This is a genomic window from Acidisphaera sp. L21 (genome assembly GCF_009765685.1).
In the GTDB taxonomy this organism is placed as follows: domain Bacteria; phylum Pseudomonadota; class Alphaproteobacteria; order Acetobacterales; family Acetobacteraceae; genus LMUY01.
Genome location: NZ_LMUY01000082.1, coordinates 19,797 through 41,230, shown reverse-complemented (window position 1 = coordinate 41,230; position 21,434 = coordinate 19,797). Strand labels below are relative to the sequence as shown.

The window sequence follows — 21,434 nt, the reverse complement described above, 5'->3', positions numbered from 1 at the left end:
TTCGCTTCCTGGTCGCCGATGAGGAAAACTGGACTCTTTACGCCATGCTGCCGCAGGACGTGCCGAATCCGGCCGCGGGTGCCGACGACGGGCGGCACTACCGCCCCTTGAGCGAGTCCCGCGCCCGCACCGACTACGTGATGGGCGAATTCTACTGGCGCGTCCGCGTGGGGGACGAGGCGTCCGTCGCCGAATACGGCGACTCGCCCTATCTGCTGTCGCGCGAAGAAACCGGCGGCGAGATAACTTGGTCCCGCGGCGTGCAACTGACCGCCGCGATGGTGACGCACGCATTCAAGCTGCAAACCGGCGCTGTGCCGCCGACCGCATTCGAACACGCGACCGAGCGCCGGCACGTTAACGGCACGGTGGTTCTGATCGGCATCGCGGCCATGGGGCTGCTGTTCCTGCTGGCCATCGTGCCGTTCGGTCGTAGCCATAACGCCCTGGTGTTCAGCCAGAACTTCGCCACCACTGTTGCCGATCGAGGCCGCCCCGTGGTTACGCCGAACTTCACCGTGCCGGACTCCGGCGGCAACCTGCAGATCGCCGTCACGTCGCCGGTCCGCAATACGTGGCTGGAGTTGGGTCTGTCCTTGGTGGACGTCGACACCCAACGCAGCTTCGACGCCGACATCACGGTTGAGGAGTATGAGGGCGTCGATTCCGATGGCTCCTGGACCGAGGGTAGCCAGGGCGCGACCGCCCTATTCCCCCGAGTGCCCGGTGGCACCTACCGGCTGCTGATCGATACCGACGCCTTGGTGTATGGCACTCAGCCAGCACGCGCCGCCAACTTTTTCCCGGCGCGCGTCAGCTTCGCCCTGGCCGTGCATCGCCATGTCGGAAGCACCGGATTCTTCCTCCTGGCCCTGGTCCTGCTGCTGATCTACCCAATCTGGCGCATTCTGATCGGCTTCGCCCAACGACATTCGGGCGAAGGCACCCGGGCATGAACATGCGACCGCTGCTGTTTGCACTTTTCTGCCTGATCGTGCTGGGCGGCTTCACCTATACAAAATACGAAGGCATGGCCCTATTCGGCTCGGGCCTTGCATCCAAGAGCGGCCAAACTGGCGCCAGCGGGGGGCATGGCGGCGGCTTCCTGCTGGGCGCCCATAAATAGGAGGCTACGATGGATTTGGACCCGATCTGGCACAATCTGCTCAGCGCCCTAGTGTTTTCCGCCATGGGCCTGGGGATCTACATTATCGGCTTCATCCTGTTCGATCGCATGACGCCGCACGTCCATTTCTGGCGGGAAATCACCGAGGGCAAGAACGTCGCCCTAGCAATCTTCCTCGGCAGCATCGTGCTCGGCATCGCCCTCATCATCAGCGCCGCCATCCACGGATGAACGCCGCCATGCCGGCCCTCCTGCTGGTGTCGGTGTTCGTCATCGCGACCTGCGGGCTGGTGTACGAACTGATCGCAGGCACGCTCGCCAGCTATTTGCTGGGCGATTCGGTGACGCAGTTTTCCACCGTCATCGGCGTCTACCTGTCGGCGATGGGCGTCGGATCCTGGCTGTCCGGCAGGCTGGAGCGGGATTTGCTGGCCCTGTTCATCCGGACGGAAATCCTGATCGGGCTGGTGGGTGGGTTCTCGGCCGCGGCCCTGTTCCTGCTGTTCGACCAGGTGACGTCGTTCCGTATCCCGCTCTATGGCATTGTCGGGGTGATCGGGGTGCTGGTGGGCGTGGAAATCCCACTGCTGCTGCGCATTCTGCAGGCAAGGTTCGCGTTCAAGGACCTGGTCGCACGGGTCTTCACCTTCGACTATATCGGCGCGCTGTTCGCCTCCCTGCTGTTCCCGCTGATCCTGGTGCCTCATCTGGGGCTCATCCGTTCGGGCCTGTTGTTCGGCATGCTGAACGTGGCCGTGGCGTTATGGCTGCTGTTCAGTCTCGGCGACGAGGTGCGTTGGGTGCGCGGGCATCGCGTGGCCGGCATCGCGGCCTTGGTGGCGCTGCTGGTGGGCTTCGTCTACGCCGATCGCATCATGGCGATCTCCGAGGCGGCGGTGTACGCCGATCCGGTGATCTACGCCCAGTCCACCCCCTACCAGCGCATCGTGCTCACGGCGTCGCGGCGGGATTTGCGCCTGTTCCTCAACGGCAACCTGCAATTCAGCAGCCGCGACGAATACCGCTACCACGAGGCGCTGGTGCATCCCGGCCTAGCCGCGGTGAACACGCCGAACCGAGTGCTCATCTTCGGCGGAGGTGACGGCCTAGCGGCGCGGGAAGTGCTGAAGGTCGATGCGGTGCAAAGCATCACTCAGGTGGAGCTGGATCCCGCGATGGTACGCCTCTTCTCCGCCAACACCATGCTGTCGTCGTTGAACAACGCAGCCTTCGCCTCCCCCAAGCTGCACGTAATCACCGCGGACGCATTCGTCTGGTTGAAGCAGCAGTCGGACGCCGGAAGTGCCGAAAAGTTCGACTACATCATCGTAGACTTCCCCGATCCGTCCAACTACGCGATCGGTAAGCTGTATTCGCTCACCTTCTTCCGCCTGCTGCGCCAACGCCTGGCACCCGGCGGTGCCATCGTGGTGCAAAGCACGTCGCCCTACGTCGCCCGGCAGTCGTTCTGGTGCGTCGCCGCAACGCTGGAAGCCGCCGGGTTCAGGACGCTGCCGTATCACGCCTACGTGCCCTCCTTTGGCGAGTGGGGCTTCGTGTTGGCGTCTCAGGCGCCGTTGACGCTGCACGATCGCTATCCGGCCGGGCTGCGCTACGTCAACGCCACCACGGCTGCGGACATGCAGCACTTCCCGCCAGACATGGACCGGGTGCCAACCGAGATCAATCGCCTCGATAGCCAGGCGCTGGTGCGGTATTTTGACACGGAGTGGGCCGAGTATGGGGTGAACTGATGGCACTGGATCGTCGCCATGTCTTGCTTGGCGGCGGCACGCTGGCGACCGGCGGCTGGGGCCTGTTTGGCGACGCAGAAGCGGCGGCCATGCCCGGCCGGATCGTCGGTGGCGATGCCGCTACCGGCCACCGCCTGCGCGGCAGCGCTCTGCCCGAGCCCAGCGTCACCTCCGAAACCGGCGTGCTGATCGTCGGCGGCGGTATTGCAGGCCTGTCCGTAGCCTGGCGCCTGCAGCGGCGCGGCCTGACGGACTTCGCCGTCATCGAGTTGGAGCGCGAGGTCGGTGGCAACGCCGCAAGCGGCCAGAACGCAGTGTCCGCGTATCCCTGGGGCGCCCATTACGTACCGCTGCTGACCCGCGACTCTACCCATGCGGCGGAGTTGTTCGAGGATCTGGGCATCATCACCGGGCACACTGCAAATGGCGACCCGATCTACAACGACTGCTATCTCTGCGCCGACCCGCGCGAACGGCTGTTCCTGCTTGGTCGCTGGCAGGAGGATATCCTCCCGACCATCGGCATCACCGAGGATGACCGTCGCCAATATCGCAGCTTCTTCGCCGCCATGGCCGCCTATCGCACTCTCTACGGCGCAGACGGGCGCAAGGCCTTCGCCATTCCGCTGGACCTCAGCTCCGCCGATCCGGCGCTTCGCGCGCTGGACCAGACCAGCATGACCGACTGGATGCGCACCAAGGGTTGGACCAGCGCGCCGCTCGCCTGGTATGTCGAATATTGCTGCCGCGACGATTACGGCACCCGGCCCGATGAGGTGTCCGCTTGGGCCGGCATCCACTACTTCGCCGCCCGCGACGGTCGCGGCGGTGACGACGACACCCAGTCGGTGCTCACCTGGCCACAGGGCAATGGTTGGATCGTTGGACAGTTGAAGCAACGCCTGGCCGCCCACCTCACCTGTTCGGCCCTCGCATGGCGCATACAGGCGCAGGATGGCCGGGTGGCGGTGGATGTTTTCGACCCAGTGACCAGCGCATCCCGACGGATCGTGGCCAAGGCGGTAGTGATGGCGATGCCCCGCTTCATCGCCGACCATCTGCTGGGCCGCACGCCGGACGACGCCCACAGCTACGCCCCATGGATGGTGGCCAACGTCACCGTTCAGCAAATGCCAGCCGGCCGAGGCATGCCGCTGTGCTGGGACAACGTGTTCTACGACAGCCGCTCGCTCGGCTACGTCGTGGCCACGCACCAGGGGCTGGAGCGCACGCGCAGCCAGACCGTGCTGACGCATTACTGGCCGCTGTCCGACCTTCCGCCCGCCGAGGCCCGCCAGCAAGCGTTCGGCCGCAGCCTCGCAGACTGGCAAGCTATGGTGCAGGCCGACCTGATGCGCGCCCACCCGGAGTTGGATGGCCAGATCACCAACATCGACGTCTGGCTCTGGGGTCATGGGATGATCCGGCCAACGCCGGGCTTCCTGTGGGGCGAGGCGCGGGCGGCTGCCTGCGTGCAGACGCCGCCGATCTTCGCCGCCCATTCCGACATGAGCGGCATCTCCATCTTCGAGGAGGCAAACTATCGTGGGGTCGTCGCCGCCGACGCCGTGATGGCGTATCTGGCCGCATGACACGCCAGCCGTGGATCGCCTCGGCCGGGTTCGATGGCGCCTTTATCCTGGCGCCTGGCCTGGTCGTGACATTAACAGTGCTGTGCTTCCCCGCATTCTTCACCAGCCACGCCGTGTCGCCGCTGATCTGGGCCGTGCTGATCGTCGGTGTAGACGTCGCGCATGTCTACAGCACCCTCTACCGCACCTATTTCGACCCGGCGGAGTTCCGCCAGCGCCGCACCCTGTATGTGTTAGCGCCGCTACTCGGTTGGCTGGTCTTCGCCGGGTTCTACAGCCTGGGGCCGATGGTATTCTGGCGGGTGCTGGCATACCTCGCCGTATTCCATTTCATCCGCCAGCAATACGGCTTCATGATGCTGTATGCTCGGAAAGAGCGGCAATTCCGCCTCCTGGACAAGGCGGCGATCTACGCTGCAACCCTCTATCCGCTGGTCTGGTGGCATACGCACGACCGCTCGTTCAGCTGGTTCATTCCGGGCGATTTTGTCGCCCTGTCCAGCCCGGCCCTGGCCGACATGGCATTGGCAGTGACGGTACTCATCGCCGCGGTCTATCTAGCCAAGGAGGTGTGGAGCTTGCGCTGTGGTGCGCCATTTAACTGGCCGCGCAACCTGCTCCTTGCGGTGACGGCGCTGTCCTGGTGGGTCGGAATCGTGGCCCTGAATAGCGATCTGGCCTTCACTGCGGTAAATATCCTAGCCCATGGTCCGCCATATATGGCGCTAATTTGGCTCTATGGCCGCAACCGTGCATCGCTCGGTCCAGCGATGTCGGGCAAACGGCTATTCTCGATCGGTTTTCTGCCACTCTTTATCGGACTGCCAATCCTTCTTGCCTATGTTGAGGAGGGTTTGTGGGACGGCCTGGTGGCTGCCGACCACCCGGCGCTCTTCCGCCTGTTCCACTTCACCGACATCGTTCAAGACGCGGACGTTTTGGTCTGGCTGGTGCCGTTCCTGGCGCTGCCCCAGATCACCCACTACATTCTGGACGCTTTCATATGGCGCCTCGGGCAGCCGGGCACACCCTGGCGGCAAATTCTACTCCGTTCACAGCAAGGTGAGTTTTGTATCAATAATTGATACAAAGGTTGTCCCAAAGCAATTTTTTAGGTACTGTTCATGGCTTAGAATGTATTGAGACGATTGTATGCCGTTTTTTGAGCCAAGCTTTATGTTTTTTGAGCCAAGCTTTATAGTGTGTGTCTGTCAGAGCTGGTCACCTAACCGCTTTGTAGATTACGCGCAGACATTAGCATGACACATGTTTCGTCCGTAGAGCGCGAACAAGGTTACAATCTGTCCACAAATCGCGCTTGTAAAACCATCTCGCCTGCGGCCGGCTTGGTGGCTCCAACGATCTTTCACGAGGAGTGGTGGCTGCAAGCGGCGAGTGGGGGAACGTGGCGCGAGGCCGTTGTCGAGACCGGCGGAGCGGTCATTGGCCGGCTGCCCTACATGACGGAGCGTAAGGCGCTGGGCCAGACCGTTGTGGTAATGCCGACATTAACGCATGTTCTGGGCCCGTCCCTGGCCCCAGATATAGCCGCCACCGGTAATGCAAGGTCGCTCAGAAGCTTCACTACGACCACCGCGCTGATCAAACAACTTCCCGAGGCATCGCTCACCTGGTTCGAGCTGCATCGCGGCGTCACCGACACTCTGGCGTTCGAGGCCGCTGGCTTCGCAACGGGTGTCAACTTCACCATGGACATTGCGCCAGACTCATCCGACGCGCTGTGGCGCCGGATGCGAGACAAGACGCGCAACGTGGTCCGCCGGGCGCAGGATCAGTTGATGGTAAGCCGACACATGCCGTTGGCCGAATTCTTGGATTTTTACGAGGAAAATCTTCGGCAACGCGGCACCCGGAACGCATTCAACCGGGACCGCTGTGAAGCAGTAATCGGCGCCTGCCTGCAGCGTGGCGTCGGCCGCATCTTGGCGACATTCAATGCCCAGAACGCTCCGGTCGCGGCAATATTTACCGCATGGGACGAGCGTTCCGAGTATTTTCTGATGTCGACCCGGCGCCCCGACGCTGCCAATGGCGCTATCAGCCTGCTGATCTGGTCGGCCCTGCGACATGCCGCAGCGATGGGCCGGAACTTTGACGTCGATCGAGTAAACAGCAGAACGAACTTGACGCTGTTGACGGGTTTTGGAGGTACGCTGCGGCCGCGCTACTTCGTATCGCGCAGCAGTATGGCCTTTGATTTCGCCAGGCGTGTGAAGGGGTTGATCACCCGTCGCCCGCCGCCCACCGCCCTGAACTAACCCGACATGCCATCAACGCATATGCATTGATGGCAGCAGCGGATTGCGGGAACCAAAATTGCCACGCGCGTCAGCCGGGCTTCCACGAATGAAAATGCACATTATTTGTGCATCTCCATAGCTTGCCAGTCAGCAAGTAAATTTTCACCCATCGTCCAAACGGATGACGCCAAAGCTCGCGAAGGCGCCTAGTTCCATCGTCGGGCACCACCGGATCTTTACGATGGTGTGCCTCTGGAAACACACAAGTGTCCCAGCACCACGATAAGCGTCTGAGGGGCTAAAGGTGAAATTCTCTGAACTTCGCAGATATCTCGGATTCATCGATGGGCCGGACGTGTTCCAGTATATCAAGGATGGTCTGCTTCCCTGGCCATCAAACGGCTTTTTGCCCAATGATCCACGGGCGCACTGGCATCAGGTCTCAATCGACTTGGCACTCGACGACGTTAGCAAGCGGCATCGCCGCAAGTCGCTGACTGTGCCGCACTGGGCAGATGAGACGGCTATCCGAGGACGAGCCTAGCACCAATGTAACGAACTGTATTCGCGCGACTTTGAACTATTATTTGAACGATACTTACCAAACATTCACTGAACTTTCGTTTGCGACTTCTGTAACGGCTTACGCGCACGTAACAGATGGGAAGGACACAAGCGTCATGCGAAACTTAAGATCATCGGTATGGCTGGCTATGGCGGCCGCCGCGTGCGTCGCCACAACCGGTTGCACAACGATGGAAGCGCAGATCCAATCGAGCGGCTCCATGGGAAGTGTGGACGCTGAATATGTGAACACAGCCTTCGACCTGATCCAGCTGGATCATCAGGAGGGCCAGTTGGCCGCCACGAAGACGAAGGACCCGCGCATCATCGACCTATCGAGCAAGATCATTGCCCAGGCCGACGCTCTGAGCCCAGGCCTGCAAGCGGCCGCCAATGTCGAAGGTATCAAGGCGCCCACGATCCTGACCCCCGATCTGGCAGCGCGCGTGGCGCGGCTCCAAAATCTCAGTGGCCGCGACTTCGATCGCCAATACGTCGCCGACGAGCTGGCCCTCCACAAACGTGCCGTGGCCGTGTTCGGCAAGGAAGACAGTAGCACCAAGGACGCCGCCCTGCGCACCCAGGTTGAAACCGAGCTGCCCGCCGTGCAGGGCAACCTCGACTCGCTGACGGTGCTCTCAAGCGAATATAACCCGACCGCCACCAGCAGCTAGCGGCACCGACGGCGGCCCGGTGGGCCGCCGTCGTAGCACTGGTCCCACGCCTAAGGCCGAATGTGCTATTTCGCCATGGCACAATGATTGTAGGCGGCGTGACAACACAGCTTGAGACTGAGAGCCCTGACGATATCGTTGCCGCAGGGCGGCATCTGGAGGATCTAGAGATTTTTGTCGGTCAGCGATCCCGGCTGCACCCTGGTCCAGGCTGGGATATTGTCTTGCGCATTCTTCGCCAGGACCTCGCAACCGTGCGAGCCGAACTGCTCGGACGCGGAATTACACTCAGCGTGGGGCCACTCGGATGAGCGTTCGATGGATCGCCACGGCTCTGCTCTGCTGCGTGGCCCTCGCAGCCTGCGCACCCACATACCAACCGGTCCACCACCCAGTTGAAAGCCGGGCCCGATCTCGGGAAGCAGCACCGCGAACGGCATCGCCTGCCAACACGGATATGGGATACTAACCCCTAGCATTCCGCAGCGTGTCCGTCGCACTGGAACCATTCAGCGGCATCGTGCTCATCGATAGTGAGTGCCTACTATGCTCGGCCGTGTTCGCGTTCGTTCCCTTCGGGATGAAACGTGCCGCTTTCGGTTCATCGCAATTCAGCAGCCCTTCGGCAGGATCGCCGCCGAAGCCTTTGGTATCGACCCCAATCGCCCCGATAGCTTCGCTGTCATCCTGAATGGCCGCGCCTGTTACAGTCGCCGCGTAGGCTCTAGATTGCCCCGGCGATAAAAACCGGATCCGGTGACGCCCGTTTTGTTCCGGTGTCTCGATACCTCCTACCCCTGTCGCTTGGGCGGGTGACGCGTTACACCGTCCCTCGTCCCTGGCGAACGTCGCGAACCTGGGGAAAGCTGAGGATCGGGCGAATGACGAGTGGGGGTTTATGCAAAGCTGGGCCATCTTAGCGCTGGTGGCAGCCGGCGGCGTCGCCACCGTTTTCTTGGGGGTGCTGCAACTGAACCGCCGATCCGAGATTTTGGAGCGGGCGTTTCGCAATCCAGTGATAAGCGACCGCAATCGCTTCTATGCCGAGGTGCCCAAAACCAACTTCGGACCCGCCATTTTGGTGATCCTGCTCGGCATGGTTATAGCCTTCATTGGCCTCATTGGCCTTGTCGTCGTGCTGCAGAACCAGTGACGAAGGGCTAGAAGTTTTCCACCCAGGGGCGCAGCTCTACCTCCAATGACCAAGCATCGCGTGGTTGCCGCAACAGGTCGAGATAGGTTTGCGATACACCGTCGGGGCTGAGCAGGCTATCCGGCCGGTCTGCCGGGTCGGACCGTTTCTCGCTGCGGACCCCGCCATCAACAACGATATGCGCCACGTGGATCCCCTTCGGCCCGAACTCTCGGGCCGCACTTTGGGCCAGGCCACGAAGCGCGAATTTACCCATCGCGAAGGCGGCTGAATGGGCGAACCCTTTCACGCTAGCAGTTGCTCCCGTCAGCAGGATCGCACCGCGGCCATGCGGCAGCATGCGTCGGGCGGCCTGCTGCACCACCAGAAAGCCGCCGTACCCGGTGATGGCAACAGCTTGGCGCACCACCTCCGGATCCAACTCGACGATCGAGCCCTGCGCGCGGGCGCTGGCATTATAGATGACGACGTCCGGCTCCCCCATCCTGGCGTCCACATCGGCAAAAAGCTTGGCCACCGAGGCGGGGTCGGCGGCATCGGCCGAAAAAGCTAGCGCTCCGGTTTCCGCCGCCAAGCCGGCCAATTTCTCCTTATTGCGGGCAGCCAACGCCACCGAGAGGCCGGCCGTCGCCAACGCACGGGCTAGCGACGCGCTGATCCCCACCCCCGCGCCTACGATCAGGGCCTTCTGAAACGGTATGCTGGACATATTGGCTGCTCCTGAGGTGGCCGTCAGTTCGTGTCGCCGGCAAAAGCACGTTTGCCGGCTTGTAAAATCTCGTCTGAAAACGCCGGATCATCGACAGCGCGTGCGAGGATCAGCGCACCCACCAGGCCGGACATGGCGGCAATCGCCTTCTCCCGCCGCGCGTCGGCGGCACGGCCAGACATTATGTGTGACAATTGCCCGATGACAGCCCGCAGCCCCTTGGCAAACGCCGCCGCGACGGGGCCGCGCCGTCGCCCGGCATCCACGGCAAAGGCAGAAAATCCGCAGCCGTCACCCGGCTCGTCCCGGTGGCGGGCAGATAGGTAGTGGGTGGCTATCACCGTGCGCGCCTCGCCGCCGCCGCGCTCGATCATCTTGGCCCAGTTGGCCTCTGCCAAAGCCATGGTGCGGCCACATGCCTCTGCCGCCAGCGCGTCCTTGGACGCGAAGTTCCGGTAGAACCCGCCATGGGTCATGCCCTCGCTCTGCATCAGTGCATCGATGCCCACACCATCGAATCCATGCTCGCGAAACAGCCGTGTGGCGGCGGCAACGATCCGCTCGCGATTTTCAGCCGCCTGAGCCTTGCTCACCCTCATCGCACCGCAATACCCCTGTCCATCACGCCGATTGACAAATTATATGATCCTCCACATCAATGCGACAAGATGGCGGACGTCATCATTCCTGCCCATTGATCGAGGCTCCTGCAATGCTGTCAACATTCCTCGCCCCAGCTCTCGCCAGACGCAACATCCATTACGGCTGGGCCGTCGCAGCAGCGACCTTCCTCACCATGCTGGTCACCGCGGCGGCGGTGGGAGCGCCCGGCGTCCTCATCGTTCCGCTACAGCAGGAATTCGGCTGGAGCACGCAACAGATCTCGGCGGCTCTGGCCATCCGCCTCATCCTTTTTGGCCTTCTCGGGCCATTTGCCGCCGCTTTCATGAACCGGTTCGGCGTGCGGTCGGTGGTGGTCTTCGCGCTCGGGCTCATTATGGCCGGCATGCTCGGCTCCTTGGCGATGACCCAGGTTTGGCAGCTGATCCTGCTTTGGGGGATCGTGGTTGGCACCGGCACCGGGCTAACGGCGATGGTCCTGGGCGCCACCGTCGCGACCAGGTGGTTCACACACCGCCGCGGCCTAGTGGTCGGCCTGCTCTCGGCGAGTTCGGCCACCGGGCAGCTGGCGTTCCTGCCGCTAATGGCAGAGCTGACGGCGCGGTTCGGCTGGCGCGTGGCACTGCTATTCGTCTGCGCCCTTCTTGCCACCGCCATCGTGGCAGTGCTGGCCCTGATGCGGGACCGCCCGGTGGATATCGGCCTGCCCGCATATGGCGACACCGACGTCACGCCAGCCCCGGCGGGGGGCAGCATGGGCTCGTTCCTGCTATCGCCCATTCTGGCATTCCGCGATGCTTCGAAGACGTCGATCTTCTGGATCCTGTTCGCGACCTTCTTCATCTGCGGCGCCAGCACAAATGGCCTTATTCAGACGCATTTCGTGACGTTGTGCAGCGATTACGGACTTGCCGCTGTCAGCGCCGCCAGCGTGCTGGCCATCATGGGAATCTTTGATTTCATCGGCACCGTCGGTTCCGGCTGGCTGTCGGATCGGTTCGACAATCGCTGGCTGCTGTTCTGGTATTACGGGTTGCGCGGCCTGTCGCTGCTATACCTGCCGTTCACTACTTTCACGATACCAGGGCTGTCGATCTTTGCCGTCTTTTACGGGCTGGACTGGATCGCAACTGTTCCACCCACGGTGAAACTCGCAGCCGATCGCTTCGGGCGGGAGCGTGCCGGGCTGGTCTTCGGCTGGATCTTTGCCGGCCATCAACTTGGCGCGGCTACCGCTGCCTACGGCGCCGGTCTCGCCCGAACCGAACTGTCCAGCTACCTGCCAGCCTTCTTCGCAGCCGGCGCGCTGTGTCTGGTCGCCTCGACCCTCGTCATCACGCTACGCAAGCCCGTCTCGGCCCCCCCGACGCGGCGCCCCGCCGCCTCCGCTGCCGCGTGACGGCTAGGCCGCCGCCACCAGCATGGCGGCGGCCAGCACCTCGTCCACTACATTTGGACGATTTGCGATCATTAGGAGCAGAATTCGGGCCGGGGCTTCCGGTTGTCGTCGGCCCTGCTCCCATTCGCGCACGGCACGGACGCTGAGGCCAAACCGATTGGCGAACTGGGACTGACTCAATTCCAACTTGTCGCGAATGACCCGCACGTCGGCTGCGGAAGGCAGACGCCACGCGCGACTATCATCTAGTCGATGTAGCAAGGGCTCGTCCGCCGTTTGGGACACGGCCCCATCCGCATCATTCATCCGGTGAAAGCCTGGAACAGCACTGGATAGTCCGTGCGACTGGTCCGGATCAAATTTAGCCATTGCTTCATAATGTTCACACCCGACACCCTTGACCCCACATCGTTCGTTCCTGACAGACTCCAGCAACGTTCACAGTAAAGTGAGGTCAGACTAACGGACGTTTACCGATGAGGAAATGGACGTTTATGGCTTCCCATCAAGGCTGCGCTCGTTGGATTAACCGCCCCTCGTGCCGATGGCCTGCCAAGCGCGCAGCAATGCATATGCCACGGCTGCCACAAGGATGCCGATAGTGACCCAGCGATGGGGTGACTTTGGCGTCCGACCACCCCTTGCCCGGCGCGCGCGTTCACGCTTGAAGTCGATCGGATCGCTCATTCCTGCTGCTCCGGGGACCGAGGCTTCAAGACTGACCTGACGCGGCCCCGCACGCGATGGAGGACGTTGCTTACCTTCTGCAACTCCTCATGCGCCCCAACTAATTCATCCGGAACGTTGCCCATCTTCGCCAGGGCCGCAAATTTTGCCTGAATCCGCCGGATATCGTCGTCCGTCAGCTCTTCCAAGCCAAGCAGGGCGTCGCGCGCATTGTCGTTCGATCGGATCAACTCATCCAGCTTGAGCTGGATGATCCGAGTGTCGCGGTTCTGCGTATGCTGCAGCAGAAACACCATCAGGAAGGTGATGATCGTCGTGCCGGTGTTGATGACGAGTTGCCAAGTGTCGGAATAGCCAAACATTGGCCCGGTAACTGCCCAGATGATGACGATCAGGCAGGCACCGGCAAATGTGTGCGGTTTGCCAAGCTGCCCACCGGTCCATTGGGCCAGCTTCGAAAAGAGTTGTTCCATTCAGCACCGCCTTCGGCCGTCATGTAGCCAATTTGGCTGGTGACGGCGATGCCGAATGGCGGCGTTTAGAAGCTTTTCAACGCAGCATCATATATAGTAGGCCGCCAATCACCCCCCACACCGGGACGCACAGTCCCACTGCCAACGCAACGCCACGCGCCGGGGCAATCGGATCGCGCGGCGTCCAATCACCGTCATCTTCGACAGATTCCGCATTGTCGAGCAGATGCCGCAGATCCTCGGAAAGCTCGTCGCCCAGCGCCGGTGTCCGCAGCAACGGGACCAACTCGGACGCAACATCCTGGCGACCTGCGCGGCGACGATCGAGGTTGATGACGCCGCCTGGGTCGGCCTGCAGTTCCGACGTTTCGTTCATCGTCATCTGTTTCATCCAACTACCCGTCACCGCTTCGACCCGGCCAGGATGCCGCAGACAAATTAACGACCGTCTAAATTTTGGAGAATTGCCTCGCACTTCTCTCTCGCATTGAAGAGAAGTAGCACCTTGACCTTCCCATGGTGGGAAGCCCCATCTAGAGCGTGCCAACCGTTTAACCGGAAGTACGCCAATGGACGCTCAAACCCTCCCGCTGCCAACCGCCACGCCCAACCCTACGTCGGGCGCGCTCGATTTGGTTGTCGAAGGCATGACTTGCGCTTCCTGCGTGCGCCGGGTGGAAAAGGCCCTCTTGAGCGTACCGGGGGTCACCGCAGCCTCTGTCAACCTGGCCACCGAACAGGCCCGTGTGACAATCCAATGCGGTGCCATTGACGCTACCTCATTGGTCGAGGCGGTGGCTCAAGCAGGATACCAGGCCCGCCGGGTTGCCGAGGCAACCTCGCCGGCTGAAACCGACCATCAGCGCCGGCAAGAACTGATCCACTTGATTGCCGCCGTTGCCTTATCCACCCCCCTGCTAGCCGGAATGGCTGGCCGAGTGTTCGGGCAGAACTGGATGCTGCCGGGCTGGTTGCAATTTGCTTTAACAACCCCGGTCCAATTCTGGCTCGGCTGGCGGTTCTACGTCGCCGGCTGGAAGGCCGCACGTGCCCGGGCCGGCAACATGGACCTGCTGGTGGCGCTGGGCACTTCCGCGGCCTGGGGTCTCAGCACCTGGATATTGCTGTTTGGCACGCCCGACGCTCAGGGCAACTTGCCGCTCTATTTTGAAAGCGCGGCGCTGATCACCACTTTCATCCTGCTTGGTAAATTTCTGGAGGGCCGTGCCAAGCGCAGCACGGCCAGCGCCATCCGCGCCCTAATTGCCCTACGCCCCGACACCGCCCGGGTGCGGCGCGATGGCGTGGAGATCGCCTTGCCGATCAGCCAACTTCGCCGCGGCGACCTGGTCGTAGTGCGCCCCGGTGAACGCATTCCAACGGATGGCATTCTATCGGAAGGCGGTGGCGCGGTAGACGAGTCGATGCTGACCGGCGAGAGCCTGCCCGTAGACAAGGAACCTGGCGCACCCGTCATCGGCGGCTCAGGCAATTTGGACGGCCTGCTGGTGGTGCGCGCGACTGCAGTCGGTGCCGAGACCACCCTGGCGCGCATCGTACGCATGGTGGAGGGCGCGCAAGCTTCTAAAGCCCCAATCCAACGCCTGGCAGATCGGGTCAGCGCCGTGTTCGTGCCCGTGGTGCTGGCCATCGCCGTGCTGACGCTCGCTGGCTGGTGGTTGGCGACCGGCGATACTGCTACCGCCATCCTGCACGCCGTTTCGGTCATGGTGATCGCTTGTCCCTGCGCATTGGGGCTAGCCACGCCAACCGCCATCATGGTTGGCACTGGCGCCGCCGCCCGGCATGGCATTCTGATTAAGGACGCTGAAGCGCTGGAACGGGCGCACGCCGTCACCATCGTCGCCTTCGACAAAACCGGCACGCTCACCGAGGCACTTCCAGTCGTGACTGATATCGAGCCGCTTGAGGGAACCCGCGGCGACGCGCTGCGCCTGGTCGCGTCCCTGCAACATGGCAGTGAACACCCATTGGCGGCTGCCACTCGCACGCTGGCCGCGGCTGAGGGTGTCCGCTCATCCCCCGCAACTGAGTTCCACAACTTCACCGGCCGAGGCGTGACCGGGTTGGTAGACGAGCGCCGCCTGGTGCTCGGCAACGCGCGACTGATGGTGGAGACGGGGGTGGACATGGCCGAATTAAGGGACCGTGGCCAGGCGCTGGAGGCCACCGGTCGCACCGTGTCCTGGTTGGCGGAAGCCGGATCCGCACCGCGCCTGCTGGGGCTGATCGCGTTCGGCGACACGCCGAAGCCCGGCGCCGCAGCCGCCATCGCCGCCCTGCACGTGCTGGGCCTGCGCACCGTGATGCTCACGGGCGACAGCGCCGGGGCGGCGCAAGCCACGGCCGACCGGCTGGGGATCGACACAGTGGAGGCCGAGATCCTGCCGGAGGGCAAGGCCGCCGCGATCACTCGGTTGCAACAGGCTGGGCAGTTAGTCGCCATGGTTGGGGATGGGATCAACGACGCGCCGGCGTTGGCGGCCGCCGATATCGGTATCGCAATGGCCACCGGTACCGACGTCGCGATGGAAGCCGCCGGGATCGCTCTCTTGCGCGGTGACCCGGCGTTAGTGGCCGCAGCGATCGAAATTTCCCGCCGCACCTACAGCAAGATCCGACAGGGCCTGGTCTGGGCCTTCGCCTATAATGTAATCGGCATCCCGCTAGCTATGCTGGGACTGCTGAGTCCAATGGTGGCGGGGGCGGCCATGGCGCTCAGCAGCGTCAGCGTCGTGTGCAATGCACTGCTGCTGCGACACTGGTCCCCCGCGAAGGAGAAAACGCGGCCATGAATATCGGTGAGGTGGCGACGGCCTCCGGCGTGTCGGCCAAGATGGTACGCTATTACGAGCATGTGGGGCTAATCGCGCCGGCCCCGCGGACGGAGGCGGGGTATCGCGTCTACGGTCAGCGCGAAATGCACCTGTTACAGTTCATTCGCCGCGCCCGCGACTTTGGCTTGCCGATGGAGCGTATCAAGCAACTTGTCGCGCTGTGGGGGGACGACAACCGCGCCAGCCGAGACGTCAAGCGACTGGCGCTTCAGCACGTAGCCGAGCTTCGCAGCAAGGTCGCCGAGTTGAACGCCATGGCCAACACGCTGAAGGAGTTGGCCGATCAATGCCATGGTGACAGTCGGCCGGACTGCCCGATCCTGAGGGATTTGTCCGGCAACGAGCACAGGGTGACACAGGTGCCAAAGACCGGCCGCGGCTTCCGCGACCGGCTCGCAGGCTAGATCAAGGCCGCTTTATGCTGCTGACGATGTCGCTGATCTCCTTGTCGTACAGCTTCTCGCCAGCCGGGGAAGACCAGGCGGTGAGCAGCAGCACCAGATTATCGGTCACGCCGAAGATGCCGAGTGTAACGTTGGTCGGGCCATCCTTGTCCTTGCCAGCCCAACGCAGAAACGACACCTGTATACCGTTGATGGTCGAGTCATGGGTCTGCTGGGTGGAACGATCGATCACCACGCCCTGCTCGGTCAGGAACTTGATGTCGTCGGTGATGAGCGTCTCGAGGGTCTTCGCGGTTGCGGTTTCGACCGCGACATAGGTTTCCTCGTCGGGCGACGTTGCTTCAACGCCCTTCTCGACCTCGGTAGGCTTCCACGCGTTCGGCAGCGTGACGCTGACCGCCGGGTTGGCATCTGGCAATTGGTAAGTTTTGGCGAAGCCAGGCACGGCCAGCAGGCAGCCAAAGGCTGCCGCAATCAAGGTCGCTCGCATGTCGTTATACTCCCGGAGACCGAATTATAGTTTCTTGGCGCGCACCATCAGCGCGTTGAATTTGGTGCAGGTCTCGGCTGTCACTGTTCCAGAGCCGGCGGTGTCGCCCATTTCGGACGCGATCTTCGAGGCTTCATCCGACTTGGCGGAGTGCTTCGGCATCAGCACTTCAGAAATATCGGACGCCTTGGTCATGGCATCTCGAAGGTGCAGGCAGCGCAGGAATTAGAATGCGTCACGGTCAAGAACACACCGACCGCAAGAACGGATTTGAACATCGGACATCCTGATCGGATGGGGTAACCCCACCAACGCTCCCACAATAGTGACGGCGGAGTATCCGATGTGCCCGGCATCGCAGGCCAGTCTTCGGCCCGGCCGCCCGTACAGGCAAACCAGGCCGAACTTGCTTGGGTTAGGCGAGCTTCAGATTGGTAGCGGCTTCTTTGCCGCGCTCGGTCATCACGTCGTAGCTGACCTTCTGATTGTCATCGAGGCCGCTCAGCCCGGCTGCCTGAACCGCCGTGATGTGCACGAACACATCCTTGCCGCCGCCCTGCGGCTGGATGAAGCCAAAGCCCTTGGTTGCATTGAACCACTTAACTGTGCCGGTCGCCATTTGAGTCTGCTTTCGTATGTACTGGCCTATACCTACGCATTACCGGGTAAAAGCGCCAGTCATTCGGCAACAGATTGGCAAAACTTGCCGCAATCTCATGCTATGTTATTGTTTCAATTGTACTTATTTAATCGGCCGAGAGGGTCATCCGCCGCCGCCAAGCCCCAATGCGAAGCCTGCGAGCGCGGCGGCGGCCCGGACATCACGCTCGCCCCCGATCGCGGCCCGATCGGCAAGCGCCACCCAGACGGTCCGAATAGTCGTCGGCTGCCCCTGATTACGCAGCGCAGCCTCCGCCCGTTCCAGCACCGCCATCGCCCGCAATTCAGCGCCATCGTCGTTCAGATAGCGGGTGCGCCATAGTGCCCGGGCGTGCGGTGCAAGTTCCACAAGCGCCTTCCGCACGGTCCGGTCGTGCGATCCGACTTCGATCCCTGACATTGAACGCCAACTAGCATCAAATCCAGGATCGTGTCAGCCCAGTTCACACTGCCATGGCGAACGCACAGATCCCACAGATGATTAGGACGACCTTCAGCACTACACCGCGTTCCTGTTCCGCAGCTTCTACCGACATTGGCGGCCCTGAAACAACGTCGATCAACAAGCTATCCTCATCGATCATGCAGCGGACTTCATCCGAGACACGATCGCTTGGCCGACGCATCAGCGGGATTAGCTCGCTGTCAGCCATCGCCAGCCTGCCTGGCCTGCGGCGCTCTAGCACATCGTTGCCGGCCAAATCAGCAGTCTCCATTTCAGTCAACACGGTTGTTTCTCCTGCAATCCGTGCCTTGTGTAATCTCCGGTGGTGACCCAAACATTAACATAAATCTCATTTAATGAGACTGATCTAGTTTTCCTCTCCGTTGCTGAAGACCTGCCGGCCGCTCATCCTCTCTTGAAACCTTCTTGGAAGGTGCATCTCGTCGAGTTCGCATGGACTCCGCTGCCTCCAGTGCCACAATACGTGCGCTCAGCAGCGCGTAGAGCTCCCGCCAATGAGCAACGTCGTTCTGCAGGCAATCCACCTCATCCGACCGGTCGCGAATCATCAGGGCGAATGGCATGCTGAATCTTACCGAACAGCGGACAGCCAGTCGTTAAGGTCACCTTCATGGAACGACGTAAAGTCGGCCCTCGTTCTGGCATCTCCGACGCGTCAGCACACATGCCTCCAATAATTTGATACGATCGAGACGAACTGCCCAGCCCTAGCCAGGTTAGGCGTTCTCGCAATGGCGGCGAGGGGACGAGCGATTTCAGCACCTGCAACCCGAGGCACCGTCATCGTCGTAGAGGATGACGAGTTGATCCGGCTCACCCTCTCTGAAGGGCTGACCGATGCCGGCTTCAACGTCATCGATGCTGTTGATTCCGCAGATGCGCTCATGCTGATCGGAATGGGCGCGACAGGGATCCATGCGTTGGTCACCGACAATAACATGCCCGGCACGATCAAGGGTGTGGCGCTTACCCGGCTGGTGCGGGAAACCTGGCCCTGGATCCACTTGGTAGTCGCAGCTCAACTGATCGATCCAACGGCGGTGCTGCCTTTCGGCTGTCGATATTTCCCAAAACCCTACCTGATCGCAGACGTGATTCGCCACTTGCGGGCCCTCGGTCGGCCCGCCGAGGCTGCACCACCTTCCGGGAGTAGCGCGGCGGCATCATCCTAGCAGTCATCGCGCAGGCGGACTTCTAGATAAAGGAATCTGCGGTAAGTAGGCGCGTTATTCCCGCCCGGCGGTGACCTGGTTATTAATGCACCCGACTGCAAAAACCGCCTGTTAGTAATTCTTCACTACAATCATAGGCATCCGCGCTGCCCAATGCCGCGCCCGATTGCTGCATGAGGTAGTTCGATAATGCTGAAAAATCTTCGCTTAGCCAAGAAGCTGGCGATTGGATTTGGAGCCGTGCTGGTTGTGACGGCGGCTAGCTCCGGATTCCTGTTTACCCAAATCACCAGCTTAGCCACCGTCGAAACGATTAATTCTAGCTCCGACAATGCAGAGCTAGTCGTACAACGCATGAACGGAGATATCGCATCCACACGCGCGGCAGTATTGAAGTTCATCCTCACCAATGACCCCGTCGACGAGAAGGCGACCAGCGCCAATTTGAAGAAGTTTGATGACGACGCCGCCGAGCTTCGCGGGACCCTAACTCAAGACATTCCTGAACTTTTGCCAAGTCTCGTGGCCGTGGAAGCCGCGGTTAAGAGATGGGCGGACACCGCCGTCACAGCCGAGCTCCAATTCGCCTCTGATCCGACGACCGTGCTAGACGCCATTGCAGTGGTGAAGGCGAAGACCACTCAACAATCTTACGAGAAAGTCTTCAGCACATCGTCCGAGCTGTTTAAGCGCGTCCATGCCTGGTCGGACAGCTATGCTAAGCACGCTGAGCACGCCATGTGGCTCATGGAGGTGATCGTTGCAGCCAGCGGCATCCTCTGCCTCTTCGTCGGCCTTCTTGCAGCCTGGCTCATCACCCGCTCGATCGCCCGCCCAATCAACGCGATGACCGTGGCAATGAAATCTCTGGCCAGGGGCGACAACTCCATCACGATTCCCGCCGCGGATCAGACGGACGAGATCGGCGAGATGGCTCAAACGGTACAAGTCTTCAAAGATGCTGCGATCGAGAAGCTGCGGCTGGAAGGCGAGGCGAGCCAGGCTCGGCGAACTGCCGAGGAGGAACGCGTCCGACACGCCGACGCGCAGATTGAACGCGCCCGGCAGCAATCCGAGGTGGTGGAGGGACTAGCCGCCGCGCTCAGCAAACTAGCCGCCGGCGATTTGGTCCAGCGACTAGACAATCCATTTGCTGGGGAATACGAGGGGTTGCGGGCCGACTTCAACGGCGCCATCGCCCAAATGGAAGCCACGATGCAGGAGATCCTGACCAACGCGGGCGCCATCCGCTCTGGCACCGGGGAGATCGCGATGGCATCAGACGACCTGTCCCGTCGCACAGAACAACAGGCGGCCAGCCTCGAAGAGACCGCAGCGGCCCTGGACGAAATTACCGCGACCGTGAAGAAAACGGCCGAGAGTGCCGAACACGCGCGCAAGGCCGTCGGCGCAGCTCGCTCCGACGCCGAGCATTCCGGACACGTCGTCGCTCGCGCCGTTGCCGCAATGGGCAACATCGAATCGTCCTCCCGCCAAATCGGCCAGATCATCGGCGTTATCGACGAGATCGCCTTTCAGACCAACCTTCTGGCGCTGAACGCCGGGGTCGAAGCCGCTCGTGCAGGCGATGCCGGGCGCGGTTTCGCGGTCGTCGCCAGCGAGGTTCGCTCCCTGGCACAGCGCTCCGCCGAGGCCGCGAAGGAGATCAAGACGCTGATCATGACCTCCGACAACCAGGTAAAGGAGGGCGTGAGACTGGTGAGCGAGACCGGCGATGCCCTGAACCGCATCGTCAATCATGTGGTAGAAATCACCGAGGTGGTGGGTGAGATCGCCGGATCCGCGCACGAGCAGGCGGGCGGCTTGGCGCAGGTCAACACTGCGGTCAACCAAATGGATCAGGTAACCCAGCAGAACGCCGCCATGGTGGAAGAGTCGACCGCCGCCGCACACGGCCTGACGCAGGAGACCGACCAGCTTGGCCAGCTGATCGGGCGGTTCCAGGTGACCCAGCCGACAGCTGACCAGGCCATCGTGGCGAATGCCGCCGCCCGCAAGGCATCGCTCAAGGTGGTGAGCGCACACAACAAGCCAGCCCCATCACAGCCCGCGCCGGCAGTCCCGCGCGCTGCACAGACCGGACCGATGGGTGGGAGGAGTTCTAATTTTAGCCTGACAAAAAGGCAAAATGGCCCAAGCTAGCTCAGTGAGCAATTTTCGTTCCCTGCAACCAAGCCGTCCGGGTGCCGGGTACATGGGCATGCAAATAGGCCCATGATAACATACACCCGACGATGAGGAGACGATGCGGTGCCACATAGCCTATATGGGCGCCTCCCTGTTGCGATCCTACTGATGCTGGCCGGGTGCGGCTCCGGCCAAGTGGATCACAACCTAGTCCGAGCCAACG

At 61.9% G+C, this 21,434-nt stretch carries 24 protein-coding genes; 14 read left to right on the top strand and 10 right to left on the bottom strand.

What is annotated here, in order from left to right:
* The 9 genes from GSQ76_RS17220 to GSQ76_RS17180 all read left to right on the top strand — a co-directional run.
* Window positions 1-956, top strand: a 956-nt coding sequence (locus GSQ76_RS17220; protein ID WP_158745372.1) for a DUF4178 domain-containing protein, incomplete at its 5' end; no start/stop codon positions are given.
* Complete coding sequence (locus GSQ76_RS17215; RefSeq protein WP_158745371.1) at window positions 953-1,126, top strand: hypothetical protein; 174 nt, start codon at window positions 953-955, stop codon at window positions 1,124-1,126. The genes GSQ76_RS17220 and GSQ76_RS17215, both read left to right, overlap by 4 nt.
* A gap of 9 nt (window positions 1,127-1,135) precedes the next feature.
* Window positions 1,136-1,357, top strand: coding sequence for a DUF350 domain-containing protein (locus GSQ76_RS17210; protein WP_158745370.1), 222 nt, complete (start codon window positions 1,136-1,138; stop codon window positions 1,355-1,357).
* Window positions 1,358-1,365: 8 nt separating this feature from the next.
* Complete coding sequence (locus GSQ76_RS17205; RefSeq protein WP_216851111.1) at window positions 1,366-2,880, top strand: polyamine aminopropyltransferase; 1,515 nt, start codon at window positions 1,366-1,368, stop codon at window positions 2,878-2,880.
* Complete coding sequence (locus tag GSQ76_RS17200; RefSeq protein WP_158745368.1) at window positions 2,880-4,472, top strand: NAD(P)/FAD-dependent oxidoreductase; 1,593 nt, start codon at window positions 2,880-2,882, stop codon at window positions 4,470-4,472. Before GSQ76_RS17205 ends, GSQ76_RS17200 begins: the two co-directional genes overlap by 1 nt.
* Window positions 4,469-5,557, top strand: coding sequence for a hypothetical protein (locus GSQ76_RS17195; protein ID WP_158745367.1), 1,089 nt, complete (start codon window positions 4,469-4,471; stop codon window positions 5,555-5,557). Before GSQ76_RS17200 ends, GSQ76_RS17195 begins: the two co-directional genes overlap by 4 nt.
* A gap of 174 nt (window positions 5,558-5,731) precedes the next feature.
* A complete protein-coding gene (locus GSQ76_RS17190) occupies window positions 5,732-6,751 on the top strand; it encodes a GNAT family N-acetyltransferase (protein ID WP_158745366.1) in 1,020 nt (339 codons plus the stop codon).
* 737 nt (window positions 6,752-7,488) lie between these two features.
* Window positions 7,489-7,971, top strand: coding sequence for a DUF4142 domain-containing protein (locus GSQ76_RS17185; protein WP_158745365.1), 483 nt, complete (start codon window positions 7,489-7,491; stop codon window positions 7,969-7,971).
* Between the two features lie 898 nt (window positions 7,972-8,869).
* Entirely contained in the window at window positions 8,870-9,124 is a 255-nt protein-coding gene (locus GSQ76_RS17180) for a hypothetical protein (protein WP_158745364.1), read from the top strand.
* A gap of 7 nt (window positions 9,125-9,131) precedes the next feature.
* Here the strand turns inward: GSQ76_RS17180 and GSQ76_RS17175 are convergent, their stop codons facing one another.
* Complete coding sequence (locus tag GSQ76_RS17175; protein WP_158745363.1) at window positions 9,132-9,833, bottom strand: SDR family NAD(P)-dependent oxidoreductase; 702 nt, start codon at window positions 9,831-9,833, stop codon at window positions 9,132-9,134.
* 23 nt (window positions 9,834-9,856) lie between these two features.
* On the bottom strand, window positions 9,857-10,426 hold the full coding sequence (locus GSQ76_RS17170; RefSeq protein ID WP_216851110.1) for a TetR/AcrR family transcriptional regulator: 570 nt from the start codon (window positions 10,424-10,426) through the stop codon (window positions 9,857-9,859).
* Between the two features lie 119 nt (window positions 10,427-10,545).
* Here GSQ76_RS17170 and GSQ76_RS17165 point away from each other — a divergent pair, with 119 nt between their 5' ends.
* Complete coding sequence (locus GSQ76_RS17165; protein WP_158745361.1) at window positions 10,546-11,853, top strand: MFS transporter; 1,308 nt, start codon at window positions 10,546-10,548, stop codon at window positions 11,851-11,853.
* A 3-nt stretch (window positions 11,854-11,856) separates the two neighbouring features.
* On the opposite strand, the gene GSQ76_RS17160 is transcribed toward GSQ76_RS17165, so the two are convergent.
* From GSQ76_RS17160 to GSQ76_RS17150, 3 genes are all read right to left on the bottom strand, one after another.
* Window positions 11,857-12,222 carry a DNA-binding transcriptional regulator gene (locus GSQ76_RS17160; RefSeq protein WP_216851109.1) on the bottom strand — a complete coding sequence of 122 codons (366 nt, stop codon included), beginning with the start codon at window positions 12,220-12,222 and terminating at the stop codon, window positions 11,857-11,859.
* Between the two features lie 314 nt (window positions 12,223-12,536).
* Window positions 12,537-13,013, bottom strand: coding sequence for a low affinity iron permease family protein (locus GSQ76_RS17155; RefSeq protein WP_158745360.1), 477 nt, complete (start codon window positions 13,011-13,013; stop codon window positions 12,537-12,539).
* A 76-nt stretch (window positions 13,014-13,089) separates the two neighbouring features.
* Window positions 13,090-13,395, bottom strand: coding sequence for a hypothetical protein (locus GSQ76_RS17150; RefSeq protein WP_158745359.1), 306 nt, complete (start codon window positions 13,393-13,395; stop codon window positions 13,090-13,092).
* Window positions 13,396-13,582: 187 nt separating this feature from the next.
* On the opposite strand from GSQ76_RS17150, the gene GSQ76_RS17145 reads away from it, so the two are divergent.
* Both GSQ76_RS17145 and cueR read left to right on the top strand, forming a co-directional pair.
* Entirely contained in the window at window positions 13,583-15,829 is a 2,247-nt protein-coding gene (locus tag GSQ76_RS17145) for a cation-translocating P-type ATPase (protein WP_158745358.1), read from the top strand.
* Window positions 15,826-16,275, top strand: a complete 450-nt coding sequence (gene cueR / locus GSQ76_RS17140) for a Cu(I)-responsive transcriptional regulator (RefSeq protein WP_158745357.1) — start codon at window positions 15,826-15,828, stop codon at window positions 16,273-16,275. Before GSQ76_RS17145 ends, cueR begins: the two co-directional genes overlap by 4 nt.
* A gap of 1 nt (window position 16,276) precedes the next feature.
* On the opposite strand, the gene GSQ76_RS17135 is transcribed toward cueR, so the two are convergent.
* The 5 genes from GSQ76_RS17135 to GSQ76_RS17115 all read right to left on the bottom strand — a co-directional run bounded on the left by GSQ76_RS17135 (window position 16,277) and on the right by GSQ76_RS17115 (window position 18,153).
* On the bottom strand, window positions 16,277-16,765 hold the full coding sequence (locus tag GSQ76_RS17135) for a hypothetical protein (protein WP_158745356.1): 489 nt from the start codon (window positions 16,763-16,765) through the stop codon (window positions 16,277-16,279).
* Between the two features lie 24 nt (window positions 16,766-16,789).
* On the bottom strand, window positions 16,790-16,960 hold the full coding sequence (locus GSQ76_RS17130; protein WP_158745355.1) for a hypothetical protein: 171 nt from the start codon (window positions 16,958-16,960) through the stop codon (window positions 16,790-16,792).
* A 220-nt stretch (window positions 16,961-17,180) separates the two neighbouring features.
* Window positions 17,181-17,384 (bottom strand): cold-shock protein, encoded by a 204-nt coding sequence (locus tag GSQ76_RS17125; protein WP_158745354.1) that lies wholly within the window; start codon window positions 17,382-17,384, stop codon window positions 17,181-17,183.
* A 144-nt stretch (window positions 17,385-17,528) separates the two neighbouring features.
* The gene (locus GSQ76_RS17120) at window positions 17,529-17,789 is read right to left on the bottom strand and encodes a hypothetical protein (protein ID WP_158745353.1); all 261 of its coding nucleotides are present in this window, start codon (window positions 17,787-17,789) and stop codon (window positions 17,529-17,531) included.
* A gap of 79 nt (window positions 17,790-17,868) precedes the next feature.
* Window positions 17,869-18,153 (bottom strand): hypothetical protein, encoded by a 285-nt coding sequence (locus GSQ76_RS17115; protein WP_158745352.1) that lies wholly within the window; start codon window positions 18,151-18,153, stop codon window positions 17,869-17,871.
* 469 nt (window positions 18,154-18,622) lie between these two features.
* Here GSQ76_RS17115 and GSQ76_RS17110 point away from each other — a divergent pair, with 469 nt between their 5' ends.
* On the top strand, window positions 18,623-19,063 hold the full coding sequence (locus tag GSQ76_RS17110) for a response regulator (RefSeq protein ID WP_256366997.1): 441 nt from the start codon (window positions 18,623-18,625) through the stop codon (window positions 19,061-19,063).
* Between the two features lie 189 nt (window positions 19,064-19,252).
* Window positions 19,253-21,226 (top strand): methyl-accepting chemotaxis protein, encoded by a 1,974-nt coding sequence (locus GSQ76_RS17105; RefSeq protein ID WP_158745350.1) that lies wholly within the window; start codon window positions 19,253-19,255, stop codon window positions 21,224-21,226.
* Window positions 21,227-21,434: the final 208 nt, after the last annotated feature.

What these genes read in the sequence shown, in the direction of transcription:
- GSQ76_RS17165 (WP_158745361.1), top strand. Translation starts at nt 10,546, where the DNA reads ATGCTGTCAACATTCCTCGCCCCAGCTCTCGCCAGACGCAACATCCAT.
- GSQ76_RS17155 (WP_158745360.1), bottom strand. Translation starts at nt 13,013, where the DNA reads ATGGAACAACTCTTTTCGAAGCTGGCCCAATGGACCGGTGGGCAGCTT.
- GSQ76_RS17215 (WP_158745371.1), top strand. Translation starts at nt 953, where the DNA reads ATGAACATGCGACCGCTGCTGTTTGCACTTTTCTGCCTGATCGTGCTG.
- GSQ76_RS17195 (WP_158745367.1), top strand. Translation starts at nt 4,469, where the DNA reads ATGACACGCCAGCCGTGGATCGCCTCGGCCGGGTTCGATGGCGCCTTT.
- GSQ76_RS17145 (WP_158745358.1), top strand. Translation starts at nt 13,583, where the DNA reads ATGGACGCTCAAACCCTCCCGCTGCCAACCGCCACGCCCAACCCTACG.
- GSQ76_RS17130 (WP_158745355.1), bottom strand. Translation starts at nt 16,960, where the DNA reads ATGACCAAGGCGTCCGATATTTCTGAAGTGCTGATGCCGAAGCACTCC.
- GSQ76_RS17105 (WP_158745350.1), top strand. Translation starts at nt 19,253, where the DNA reads ATGCTGAAAAATCTTCGCTTAGCCAAGAAGCTGGCGATTGGATTTGGA.
- GSQ76_RS17205 (WP_216851111.1), top strand. Translation starts at nt 1,366, where the DNA reads ATGCCGGCCCTCCTGCTGGTGTCGGTGTTCGTCATCGCGACCTGCGGG.
- GSQ76_RS17175 (WP_158745363.1), bottom strand. Translation starts at nt 9,833, where the DNA reads ATGTCCAGCATACCGTTTCAGAAGGCCCTGATCGTAGGCGCGGGGGTG.
- GSQ76_RS17125 (WP_158745354.1), bottom strand. Translation starts at nt 17,384, where the DNA reads ATGGCGACCGGCACAGTTAAGTGGTTCAATGCAACCAAGGGCTTTGGC.
- GSQ76_RS17160 (WP_216851109.1), bottom strand. Translation starts at nt 12,222, where the DNA reads ATGGCTAAATTTGATCCGGACCAGTCGCACGGACTATCCAGTGCTGTT.
- GSQ76_RS17210 (WP_158745370.1), top strand. Translation starts at nt 1,136, where the DNA reads ATGGATTTGGACCCGATCTGGCACAATCTGCTCAGCGCCCTAGTGTTT.
- GSQ76_RS17200 (WP_158745368.1), top strand. Translation starts at nt 2,880, where the DNA reads ATGGCACTGGATCGTCGCCATGTCTTGCTTGGCGGCGGCACGCTGGCG.
- GSQ76_RS17185 (WP_158745365.1), top strand. Translation starts at nt 7,489, where the DNA reads ATGGAAGCGCAGATCCAATCGAGCGGCTCCATGGGAAGTGTGGACGCT.
- GSQ76_RS17180 (WP_158745364.1), top strand. Translation starts at nt 8,870, where the DNA reads ATGCAAAGCTGGGCCATCTTAGCGCTGGTGGCAGCCGGCGGCGTCGCC.
- cueR (WP_158745357.1), top strand. Translation starts at nt 15,826, where the DNA reads ATGAATATCGGTGAGGTGGCGACGGCCTCCGGCGTGTCGGCCAAGATG.
- GSQ76_RS17190 (WP_158745366.1), top strand. Translation starts at nt 5,732, where the DNA reads ATGACACATGTTTCGTCCGTAGAGCGCGAACAAGGTTACAATCTGTCC.
- GSQ76_RS17150 (WP_158745359.1), bottom strand. Translation starts at nt 13,395, where the DNA reads ATGACGATGAACGAAACGTCGGAACTGCAGGCCGACCCAGGCGGCGTC.
- GSQ76_RS17110 (WP_256366997.1), top strand. Translation starts at nt 18,623, where the DNA reads ATGGCGGCGAGGGGACGAGCGATTTCAGCACCTGCAACCCGAGGCACC.
- GSQ76_RS17135 (WP_158745356.1), bottom strand. Translation starts at nt 16,765, where the DNA reads ATGCGAGCGACCTTGATTGCGGCAGCCTTTGGCTGCCTGCTGGCCGTG.